The following is a 10580-nucleotide window of genomic DNA, read 5'->3' on the forward strand; positions in this document are numbered from 1 at the left end:
GTTCGCGGGCAGCCGCACCGCCTGCATCCGCTGCCACCAGCGCGCCCCGGCGCCGAGGATGAGCGCCCCTGCCGCCATGCCGAGCACTGCTCCGTCCATGCCTGCCTCCTGTGCGCCGCCGCCGTCGTTGACGGCGCGTTTGGGTACGGTGTACGTAAAAGCCAGCGCCGCTCGGATGGGTCAAGGCGCCGGCACCGAGGATGGGACGCCCTGCGAAGTTCTCGCGCGATCGGCTTCAGGCCGCGGCCCTGCGGCTGGTCGACCGCGACGGCGTCGCCGGCCTGTCGATGCGCACGCTCGCGCGCGAGCTCGGGACCGGCCCGATGACGCTCTACAACCACGTCGCCGATCGAGCCGATCTCGAGGTGCTCGTCGTCGAGGCGGTGCTCGCCGAGGTGAGGTGGGCGCGACGGCGGCACGCCGACTGGCGCGCGGACGCACGCAGCGTCGCCACCGCGATGTGGCGCGCGGTGCGCCGGCACCCGAACGCCATCCCGCTGGTGCTCGTCCGCCGCAGCCGGGCGGCGGCGCTGCTCGCCCCGTCCGAAGCGCTGCTCGCGGCGCTCGCCGGCGGCGGGCTGCGCGGCGCCGCCCTCCTCGTGGCGTTTCGCGCCGTCACCGCCTTCGTGATGGGCTTCGCGCAGGCGGAGCTGGCCGGCCCCCTCGCCACCGCCGCCGACGAGCCGGCCGCGGCGACGATCGCGCGCTTCCGGGCCCTCCCCCGAGCGCGCTATCCGCAGCTCGTCGAGATCGCCGGCGCCGCGGCGCGCAGCACGGCGGCGCGCGAGTTCCGGCAGGGGCTCGACGCGCTGCTGCGCGGTCTCGTCCCCGAGTGATCCCGCCGCGCGTGGCGCGCGGTGGCAAGCGGCGAACGCGGCGACGCGGCACAGTGGCGGTGTGAGACCGCCCCGATCGTCCGGGTGGCGCACCGTCTCTCCCGCCCGTTCCGCGTCACCGACGGCAAGCGCTTCCGGCTGAAGGACGTCGACCGCCGACGCCCGAGGAGACCGCCATGCCGACCACCGAAGTCAGCCAGCTCGCGACCGTCGGCTGCCTCGTCACCGCCGCCGACGCGGACACCGTCCATCGTGACGTCTACCTGCGCCGCGCCGCGGCGCTGCTCGCGCCGCTGGTCACGCCCGAGCACCACCGCGAGGCGCTCGCGAGCCGCGCCCGGCTCGATCGGCTGCTCGCCCGGGCCCACGCCGCCGTGACGCAGCAGGATTGGCCACGCGTGCGCGAGCTCGGCCGGGAGGCGAGCGCCCTCCAGCACACGCTGGCCGCCGAGGCCGAGGCCCTCGCCGCCGCCGACGCGGTGTACGGTGCGCCGCCCGTGGTGCTCGATCCGCTGTCGGCGGGGCTGCCGCCGTCGAAGCGCTGGAGCACCCCGGGCGCCGCCCGCGTCGACGTCCTGGCCGCGCTCGACACGCTCGCCGCGGCCGACCCGCCCCAGCGCGCGCTCTATGCGGCCCGCCGCGCCCGGCTCGAGGCGCTGGCGCTCCCCGGCACCGTCGCCGCGACGCCCACCGAGACGCCGCGCTCCGGTCTCGGCGCGCAGCAGCAGGCTCTGCTGGCCCTCGAGCGGGGCGACGCCGAGGCGCTCGAGCGCCTGGCCGACGGGGTCCTCGGCGCGCCGGCGCTCGCGGCGACGGACACCGCGCCGACCGCCGCGGTCCGCGTGGTCGCGCCCGCGGAGCTCGGCGCACCCCTGCCCGACGGCTGCGCGGCGCGCGCGGGCGCGCTCGGGCTCGAAGCCGCCGAGACGATCCTCGGCCCGGGCCCCATCGCCGACGCGGTCGCGACCTTCGTCGAGCGCTGGGCGCTCGGCGCCTCGCCCGCCGTCCACGATCGCGCCCGCGACGGCGTCGCACGGCTGACGGGCGCCGCGCGCGAGATCGACATCCCGGTCGAGATCGCGGCCGTCTTCGCCGAGACCATCTCGCTCTTCGCGCTCCACCAGTACGTCAACTCGGCGGGCGTGCGCTTCGTGCCGGTGCCGGTGCCGCGCGAGATCCTGCTCGTCGAGGGACACGCCGAGGGCGACGAGACCCCCGGCCCGCTGCTCCGGGCGCTCGGCCTCGAGCGCCGGAGAGGCCTCGCCCGCGACGAGATCGAGGCCGCCCTCCTCACCCGCGGCGCCGACGTCGTCGCCGACCGCCTCGGCCTCGACCCGCTCGCGTTCCGCCTCGTCTGTGTCCCGCCCGACGCGTTCATGCGCCTCGGGCGCACGCGCGGCTGGGGATCGCGACCCGAGTGGACGCACTTCGACGGCTACCAGGTCCTGCGCGGCGGGCGCCTGCGCGCGCTCGTCGGCGGCAACGCCCAGTTCGGCGGCCTGTTCGACCTGTGCAGCATCGCCAGCGACGACGGCCGCGAGAACACGCTCGTGCGCTTCGCCGTGATCCGGCGGGAGCGGCTCGCCGTGCGCCTCGCCTGACACGGCTCCGGCCGCTCACGGACAGGGTACGCGGGCGGTCGACGCGGCGCCGGCCGGTACGTCCGCGAGATGGGTACGGCGATAGTCGCGCGGCGACTGCCCGCACCAGCGCCGGAACGCGCGCGTGAAATGCGCGTGGTCGGAGTACCCGATGTCGAGCGCGACCTCGAGGATGCGCGCGTCGGTCTCGGCGAGCATGCTCGCCGCCGACGCGAGCCGCGCCCGGTCGACGAGCGCCTCGTGCGTGACCCCGTACGAGGCGAGGCGGCGCTGCAACGTCCGCGGCGTCGTGCCGAGCGCGACGGCCGTCTCGCCGACCCGCGGCGGCCGCTCCCAGGTGAGCGTCTCCACCACCTGGGCGACCGCGTCGGCGAAGGTCGCCGCCGGCGCCGTCGCCCGCCAGGCCGCCACCGTCGCCCCGTCGCACGGCATCGTGGCGGCCGCCAGGCGCACGTCGAGCAGCCGGCGCGGGAAGGTGATGGCGGCGACGCGCTGCCCGAAGTCGATGCGAGCCCCGGCGAAGGCGTCGACGGCGCGCGCCGCCGCCCACTCGGGCGTCTGGAACTGCACGCGCGGCGGCCGCCACGTCGGTCCCGCCCCGAGCCGCAGGACGCCGAGCAGCAGGCGCACGACGTAGTGCTCCCCCTGGCGCCAGACCGGATCGCCACCGTGTGGGACGCCGAGGCACAGCTCGAGGTCGGCGCCGCGCTCGTGCAGCCAGATGCGGCCGTGCGAGGCGAAGCGACGGCGCTGCGCAATGCACTCGCGCAGCGCGTCCCGCATCGTCGGCGCGGCGCACACCAGGGCGCCGAACACGCCGAGCGCCTCGACACCGCCCTCGCCGCCCGCGAGCGCGCCGAAGGCGTCGATCCCCTCCCGGCGGGCGGCGTTGCGCAGGAAGCGGGCCGCCGCCTCGCTCGGGATCAGTCCTTCCGGGGTCGCGAGCGTCGACGCCGGCAGGCCGACCCCCACGAGCAACGGCTCCGCCGCGCCGCCGATGCGGCGGAGGAACGCCAGCGCCGGCGACAGCACGCAGGCACGAATGAGCGACAGAGCGGCCATGCCCCGCTAACAAACCTCGTGCCCCGCGCCGCCGCAGGCCCGCGCGGCCCGGCCGGTGGCGCTCCTTCCGAGCCACGGGAATGGGCGTCGAGCCGGCGACGCGCCTTCCGGAATGGCCGGCGGCGATTGCCGATCGCCGCCGCGGATGTGCCTCCCGTCTCCGGCTCCCCGCGTGCGCCCTGCGCCTCGCCGCGGTGCCGCCGCCGAGCAGTGCCCCGCATGGAGGGCGCGAGCCGGTGAGCCCCGCCGCGGCGGCGCTCTACGGCGCCGCGGCCTCGCTGCGCGTGCCGGCGAGGAGCTTCGTCAGCGCGACCGCGCGCTCGCGGCTCATCGCCGCGAGGATGGCGCCGATCTGCCGCTCCTTCATGCGGCCGAGCACGGCCCGCAGGGTGTCGTCGTCGACCTTGTCGAGGATGCCCGCCGCCTCCTCGGCCTTCATGGTCTCGAAGATGCGCGTGATCTCGACGACCCGCTCCTCGGCCGCCGGGCTCGCGGCGGAGGTCGTCGTGCCCGCCGGCTTCGCGCCGGGCTTCGGCCGCGCGCCCGCCGGCGCCGCGGCGTCGGCCGGGGACGGCGCGCCGGTGAGCGACTCCAGGCGGGCGACCTCCTGGCTCACGGTCTGCTCGAGCGACGCCAGCCCGGCCTCGCGCGCCGCGAGCTTCTGCTCGCGCTCGTCGAGCTGGCGATTGCGCTCCGCCACCGCGCTCAGCATCTCGCGGAAGCCGGCGCTCTGCTCGAGGAGCTCCTTCGGCAGGCCGGCCTCGGCCTTCTGTCGGGCAGGCGCCTCGGCCTGCACGACCGACGCGGCCCACCACGTCCCCAGGACGACGAGCTTCGCCGTCAGGCTCACCGCCACGATCAGCCGGATGATCCGCATGCCTACTCCCGCTCTCCCCTGCCGCGCAGCGCCAGCTCGTCGAGCAGCCGCGCGTCCTCGCGGGCCGCGTCGGCGTCGAACCGGTCGCGTGCCCGCTCTTCCAGGCGCTCGAGCTTGCGCTCCTCCTGCCGCTCGGCGAGCAGCGCCTCGCGCTCGCGCTCGAGCTGCACGAGGAGCTGCTCGCGATCGCGCCGCAGGACGCGCTCGCGCGCCGCGGCGGCCGCCTCGAACGACCGCCACCGCGCCAGATCCGCGCCGGAGCAGCCGGCGGCGCTCGCCGCCTCCTCCGCCGCGCGCGCCTCGGCCTGGCTCGCCGCCGCCGCGGCGATCCGCTGCTCGAGCGCCGCCAGCGCGGCGCGCGTGCGGGCGACGTGCTCCTGCGCCTGCTGGCGCAGCTGGGTGCGGACGCGCAGCACGCGGCCGAGCCGGAACCGGAACGTCATCGGACCACGCCTCCCACCAGCGAGGTCAGCGCCGCCGTCGCCTCGTCGAGCGACGCGGGCTCGGCGATCGCCTGGCGCAGGAAGCCCTGGATCTCGGGCAGCCGGGTGATGGCCTCGTCGATCGCGGCGCTGGCGCCGCGGGTGTACGCGCCGATCTGGATCAGGTCCTCCGCGTCGCGATACGTCGACAGCAGCGCGCGGACGCGCTGCGCGTGCGCGAGCTGCGCCGCCGGCACGACGTCGAGCATGACGCGCGAGATGCTCGACAGCACGTCGATCGCCGGATAGTGCCCCTCGCTCGCGAGGCGGCGCGACAGCACGACGTGGCCGTCGAGGATCGAGCGCGCCGTGTCGGCGATGGGCTCGTTCATGTCGTCGCCTTCGACCAGCACCGTGTAGAGCCCCGTGATGCTGCCGCGCGGCGCCCGGCCCGCGCGCTCGAGGAGCTTCGGCAGGAGCGCGAACACCGACGGCGTGTAGCCGCGCGACGCCGGCGGCTCGCCGACCGACAGCCCGACCTCGCGCTGCGCCATCGCGACCCGCGTGAGCGAGTCCATCATGAGCAGCACGTCGCGCCCCTGGTCGCGGAAGTACTCGGCGATCGCGCTCGCGAGGAAGGCGCCGCGGATGCGCACCAGCGGCGGCTGGTCGGACGTCGCCGCCACCACGATCGAGCGCCCGAGGGCGTCGCCGAGGTCGCGCTCGATGAACTCGCGCACCTCGCGACCGCGCTCGCCGACCAGGGCGATGACGTTCACCTCCGCCTTGGTGTAGCGCGCCATCATGCCGAGGAGCGCGCTCTTGCCGACGCCGGAGCCCGCGAAGATGCCGAGACGCTGGCCGCGGCCGCAGGTGAGCAGCGCGTTGACGGCGCGGATGCCGAGGTCGAGCGGCTCGCGGATCGGCGAGCGGTCGAGCGGGTTGAGCGGCGCGCCGTAGAGCGGGTACTCGACGCCGCTGGCGAGCGCCGGCCCGCGGTCGAGCGGCTCGCCGAGCCCGTCGACGATGCGCCCGAGGAGGTCGTCGCCGACGTGGACGACGGGCCGCTCGCGCACCAGCGTCACCCGGCTGCCGGGTGCGACGCCGGCGAGGTCGCCGAGCGGCATCAAGAGCACGCGCCCCGAGCGGAAGCCGACCACCTCGGCCGGGATCGGCCGCGCGCCGTCGCCGCCGATCTCGCACAGCGACCCCACGGGCGCGCCCGGCCCGGTGGCCTCGACGACGAGCCCGATGACGTCGGTGACGCGGCCGGAGACGCGCACGGGGTTCAGGATCGCCAGCTCGCGCTGGGCGCGGGAGAAGTCGAGCTCGACCACGGCTCAGCCCCCCATCCGCACGAGCGCGCGCTCCGCCACCGCGAGCTGCGTCTCGACGCCGATGTCGACCTCGCCGTAGCGGCTCTCGACGATGCAGCCGCCGGGTGGGAGGGCGGGGTCGTCGACGATCTGCATCTCCTTCACGTCCTCGAGCTGCGCCTTCAGCTCGGGCGCGTGCTCGAGCAGCCAGGCCGCGAGCGCCGGGGGCACCCGGATCAGGATGCGCTCGCGGTCGACCGCCTGGCGCACCGCCGCGCGCAGCATCGCCATCCAGATCTCCGGCCGCTCCTGGAGCTCCTGCTGCACGACCTTGCGCGCCACGCCGAGGGCGACCAGCAGGAGCTCGCGCTCGTAGCGGCTGCGCAGCTGTGCCTGGAAGCGTGCGAGGCTTTCGAGCGACTCGGCGAGCGTGCGGTGCCCGGCGTCGATCTCGGCTGCGAGCTCCGCACGGGCTTGCGCGAAGCCGGCCTGCCACGCGGGATGGTCCTCCACGCGGTCGATCGGCGCGGACTCGGCGTCGCCCGGCTCGGCGCCCGCCGCCGCACCCTCCGGCGCCGCCGGCGGCCGCTCGGGCGCCGGCGCGGGTCCGCCGCCCACGAACGGCCGGAAGCCGCCTGCGTCCCCGCCGCCGCCGACCAGCGGCGCGAAGCCGGGCGGCTCAGACGAGGGCATCGTCCCCTCCGCCGCCGAGCTGGATCTTCTGCTCCTCGGCCAGCCGGCGCGCGACGGTGATGATGTTGGCCTGCGCCTTCTCGACGTCCTTCAGGCGCACCGGGCCCATCGTGCCCATGTCCTCCTGGAGGATCTCGGCGGCGCGCGCGGAGATGTTGCGGAAGATCTTCTCCTGCATGGTCGGGCTCGCGGTCTTCAGCGCCAGCATGAGGTCCTCGCGCGCGACCTCCTTCAGCAGCGTCTGCATGCCGCGGTTGTCGAGCCGGGCCAGGTCCTCGAAGGTCAGCATGAGGTTGCGGATCTGCTCCGCGACGTCGGGGACGGAGTCGTCGAGCTCGCTGAAGACGCGCGACTCCACCGCCTTGTCGACCAGGTTCATGATGTCGGCTGCGAGCTTCGTGCCGCCCAGCCCGCCCCCGCTCTTGCCGCTCGACGTCGCCGCCGCGCCGCCGAGGCTCTGCACCTGGCCCAGGATCACCGCGCCCACCTCGGCCAGCAGCTCGGGCTCGACGCTCTTCAGCTCCGAGATGCGGCGCACCACGTCCGCGTGCAGCTCCTCCCCGAGCAGGTTAAGGACGTCCGCCGCCTGGCGCGGCACGAGGTGGCCGAGCACCATCGCGATCACCTGCGGGTGCTCGGTCCCGAGCACCTTCGCGATGACCGCGGGCGACACGCCCTCGAGCTTCGCGCCGAGCGAGGGGCTGCCCTCGCCCTCCTTCGCGCGCGCGAGCTCGCGCATCGCCTCCTCCTGCGCCCCGCGGCTGGTGGGAGCGAGCGCCTGGATCAGCTGGCGCACGAAGGTCTCGCCGTCGACGAGGAAGCCGGAGCGGCTGGTGAGCCAGCGCCACGCCTCCTCGTGCACGGCCGCGGCCTCGGGCCGCGGGATGGAGCGCGTGCGCGCCATCGCCGCCGACAGCGCCCGCACCTCGCCTTCGCCGAGGTGCTTCATGACCTCGCGCGCGGCGTCGGGGCCGAGCGTCAAGAGGAGGATGGCGGCCTTTTCGATGCCGACGGCGGGTCCGGGGAGCCGCGGCGGGCGTGGCGTGAGGGCGGTCTCGCTCATGGTCAGGCGGTCCGGGTCTCCTGGTCTTCCTGGAGCCATTCGCGCACGAGCTGCGCCGCGCGCTCGGGATGCTGCTGGGTGAGCATCAGGTTCTCCTGCGTGAGGGCCGTCATCGCCGCGGTGACGTCGCCGCCGCGCAGCGCCTGCACGGCCGGGCTGTCGCGCCGCACGGCCAGCGCCAGCAGCAGCGGCCGCACGACGTAGAGCAGCGCGAAGGCCACGAAGGCGACGCCGAGGAGCCGCGTCAGCACGGCGGGCATCCAGCGTCCGACCGCCGACAAGACGCCGCTGCCCGTGGCCTCCGGCGCCTCCTGGAACGGGGCGCTCATCACCTGGATCTGGTCGCCGCGCTCCTCGTTGAAGCCGACGGCGCTCTTCACCAGCTCGGTGTAGCGGTCGAGCTCCTCCTGCGGCCGCGGCTGGAAGGTCCGCGTGCCGTTCTCCTCGGTGTAGGTGCCGTCGACCACCACCGCGACCGACAGGCGCTCGAGCGCGCCGACCGGGGCGATCGTCCGCGACACCATCTTCGAGATCTCGTAGGTGACCGACTGCTCGCGGCGCTCCGTGGTCGGGCCCGACGGCACGTTGGTCTCGACGACCTCGTTCGTCAGGTTCGACTGCGTGCCCGGCACGCCGCCCGTCGGCGGCGCGCCGACGGTCTCCTCGCGGCGCTGCTGCTCCGTCTTGAGGACCGCGCCGTCGGGGTCGAAGCGCTCCTCGGTGCGCTCGGCGCGCGCGAAGTCGAGCTTCGCCGCTACCCGCGCGACCACGGCGCCCCGGCCGACGATGGCGCCGAGCAGGCTCTCGACGCGCTCCTCGGTGCCACGCTCCATGGCGCGCTGGTAGTCGAGCGCGGTGCCCGACGCCGCGCCGTCGTCGAGCCCGGCGCCGCGGTCCGGCGTCAGCATGCGGCCCGCCTCGTCGACGACGGTGACGCCGTCCGGGTCCATCCCCTCGACGCTCGCCGCGACCAGGTTCACGATGCCGTCGATCTGCGCCCGCGACAGCGCGCGCCCGGGCGCGAGCTTCACGACCACCGACGCCGACGGCCGCCGGTCCTGGGAGACGAACAGCGAGCGCTCCGGCAGTGCCAGGTGCACGCGCGCCGAGTCGACGCCGCCCAGCTCCGAGATGGTCCGCGCGAGCTCGCCCTGGAGCGCACGCTGGTAGTTGAGGTGCTGGAGGAAGTCCGTCTGCCCGAGCGTCTGGCGGTCGAAGAGCTCGAAGCCGACGCCGCCGCCCTCGGGCAGCCCGCGGCTGGCGAGCGCCAGGCGCAGCTCGTAGAGGCGCTCGCCCGGGACGAGGATCGCGCGGCCGCCGTCGTCGAGCTGGTAGTCGACCTTCTCGTCGCGCAGCGCCTGGACGATGCGGCCCGCGTCGTCCTGCGACAGGTTGGTGAACAGCGGCCGGTAGAGCGGCCGCTGCACCCACCAGGCGAGGCCGAGCACGAGGAGCACCGACGCCACGCCGACGCCGACGATGGCGATACGGCGTGCGGGCGGGAGCGCGACGAAGAAGTCGCGGACGTTCTCGAGGAGCTGCTGGACGCGTGCGTTCATCGCTTACACCTGCATGCGCACGATCTCCTGGTAGGCCTCCACGATCTTGTTGCGGACCTGCATCATGAGGCGGAAGGAGAGATCGGCCTTCTCGAGGGCGATCATGGTGTCGTGCAGCGTCGTGGGGCCGCCGCTCGCGAGATCGGTGATCGCGACGTCGGCCTGCTGCTGGAGCGAGTTGACCTGGGTGAGCGAATCCTCGAGCAGCTGCCCGAAGGTCTGCCCTCCCGCCTCGGCGAGCCCGAGGCCCTTCCCGAGGTTCTTCTTGTAGTCCGGCCCCTCGATGGTCGGGGGAAGGCCCGGAACGAGACGGGTGGGCTCCATCGTGCCTCCTAGCCGGCGATCGACAGCGCGGCCTCACCGAGCCGCTTGGTCGCCGTCACCACCTGGATGTTGGCCTCGTAGGCGCGCGTCGCGGCCTGGAGGTCCACCATCTCGAGCAGCGGGTTCACGTTCGGATAGGTCACGTAGCCGTCGCCGTCGGCGTCGGGGTGCCCGGGATCGAAGACCATGCGTCCCGGCGTCGGATCGTCGACGACGCCGACGACGGACACGCCCGGCCGGCGCCCGCCGAGGCCGAACTCGGCCAACGTGTTCGCGAAGTCGCCGTCGAGCTCCTGGCCCATGAAGACGACGCTCTGGCGCACGTACGGGCCGCCCCCGACGGTGCGCGTGGTGTTGGCGTTGGCGAGGTTCGTCGCGATGACGTCGAGGCGCATGCGCTCGGCGCGCAGGCCGCTCGCGGCGATCGCGAAGGTGGGATTCAGGACGTCGACGTTCATCAGCGGGTCCCTTCGATGGCCGAGCGCAGGAGGCCGAGACGCTTCGAGAGGATGCGCGTCAGCGCCACGTAGCGGCCGGCGTTGTCCGAGAGCTCGGCCATCTGCATGTCGAGATCGACGGTGTTGCCGTCGGCGCGTGGCGCGACGTCGTCGTCGTCGATCACGCGGGGATCGACCTTCGCCGTGCCGCCGACCTCCGGCGCCTGGAACGCGCGGCGCAGCTCGGTGCGGAAGTCGACGTCCTGGGCGCGGTAGCCCGGCGTCTCGACGTTGGCGAGGTTCGTCGCCAGCACGGTGTGGCGCCGGTTGTGCACCGTGAGGGCGTTGGCGAGCCCCTGGAGGGTCGGATCGAGCAGCGGTGTGCGCATG

12 protein-coding genes are annotated in these 10580 nt (G+C 75.0%); 2 read left to right on the top strand and 10 right to left on the bottom strand.

All coding sequences use genetic code 11. The annotated features are described in order from the left end of the window. Nucleotides 1-200: 200 nt before the first annotated feature. Nucleotides 201-836 carry a TetR/AcrR family transcriptional regulator C-terminal domain-containing protein gene (locus KIT14_24840; GenBank protein MCW5893754.1) on the top strand — a complete coding sequence of 212 codons (636 nt, stop codon included), beginning with the start codon at nucleotides 201-203 and terminating at the stop codon, nucleotides 834-836. Between the two features lie 176 nt (nucleotides 837-1012). Continuing rightward, nucleotides 1013-2437, top strand: coding sequence for a hypothetical protein (locus KIT14_24845; GenBank protein MCW5893755.1), 1425 nt, complete (start codon nucleotides 1013-1015; stop codon nucleotides 2435-2437). Nucleotides 2438-2452: 15 nt separating this feature from the next. Here KIT14_24845 and KIT14_24850 read toward each other — a convergent pair whose 3' ends face one another. The 10 genes from KIT14_24850 to flgB form a co-directional block, all read right to left on the bottom strand. Continuing rightward, the gene (locus KIT14_24850; GenBank protein ID MCW5893756.1) at nucleotides 2453-3499 is read right to left on the bottom strand and encodes an AraC family transcriptional regulator ligand-binding domain-containing protein; all 1047 of its coding nucleotides are present in this window, start codon (nucleotides 3497-3499) and stop codon (nucleotides 2453-2455) included. A 259-nt stretch (nucleotides 3500-3758) separates the two neighbouring features. Further along, the gene (locus KIT14_24855) at nucleotides 3759-4376 is read right to left on the bottom strand and encodes a hypothetical protein (GenBank protein MCW5893757.1); all 618 of its coding nucleotides are present in this window, start codon (nucleotides 4374-4376) and stop codon (nucleotides 3759-3761) included. Nucleotides 4377-4378: 2 nt separating this feature from the next. Continuing rightward, entirely contained in the window at nucleotides 4379-4819 is a 441-nt protein-coding gene (gene fliJ / locus KIT14_24860) for a flagellar export protein FliJ (GenBank protein ID MCW5893758.1), read from the bottom strand. Then, the gene (locus KIT14_24865) at nucleotides 4816-6135 is read right to left on the bottom strand and encodes a FliI/YscN family ATPase (GenBank protein ID MCW5893759.1); all 1320 of its coding nucleotides are present in this window, start codon (nucleotides 6133-6135) and stop codon (nucleotides 4816-4818) included. The genes fliJ and KIT14_24865 overlap by 4 nt, the downstream gene beginning before the upstream one ends. A gap of 3 nt (nucleotides 6136-6138) precedes the next feature. Further along, nucleotides 6139-6807, bottom strand: coding sequence for a hypothetical protein (locus KIT14_24870; GenBank protein ID MCW5893760.1), 669 nt, complete (start codon nucleotides 6805-6807; stop codon nucleotides 6139-6141). Next, entirely contained in the window at nucleotides 6794-7870 is a 1077-nt protein-coding gene (fliG, locus tag KIT14_24875) for a flagellar motor switch protein FliG (protein MCW5893761.1), read from the bottom strand. The genes KIT14_24870 and fliG overlap by 14 nt, the downstream gene beginning before the upstream one ends. Nucleotides 7871-7872: 2 nt before the next feature. Further along, the gene (fliF, locus tag KIT14_24880) at nucleotides 7873-9429 is read right to left on the bottom strand and encodes a flagellar M-ring protein FliF (GenBank protein ID MCW5893762.1); all 1557 of its coding nucleotides are present in this window, start codon (nucleotides 9427-9429) and stop codon (nucleotides 7873-7875) included. 3 nt (nucleotides 9430-9432) lie between these two features. After that, entirely contained in the window at nucleotides 9433-9753 is a 321-nt protein-coding gene (gene fliE / locus KIT14_24885) for a flagellar hook-basal body complex protein FliE (GenBank protein ID MCW5893763.1), read from the bottom strand. A gap of 8 nt (nucleotides 9754-9761) precedes the next feature. Further along, nucleotides 9762-10211, bottom strand: a complete 450-nt coding sequence (gene flgC / locus KIT14_24890; protein ID MCW5893764.1) for a flagellar basal body rod protein FlgC — start codon at nucleotides 10209-10211, stop codon at nucleotides 9762-9764. Further along, nucleotides 10211-10579, bottom strand: a complete 369-nt coding sequence (gene flgB, locus KIT14_24895) for a flagellar basal body rod protein FlgB (GenBank protein MCW5893765.1) — start codon at nucleotides 10577-10579, stop codon at nucleotides 10211-10213. Before flgB ends, flgC begins: the two co-directional genes overlap by 1 nt. Nucleotide 10580: the final 1 nt, after the last annotated feature.

This window comes from bacterium (genome assembly GCA_026129405.1).
Taxonomy (GTDB): domain Bacteria; phylum Desulfobacterota; class Binatia; order DP-6; family DP-6; genus JAHCID01.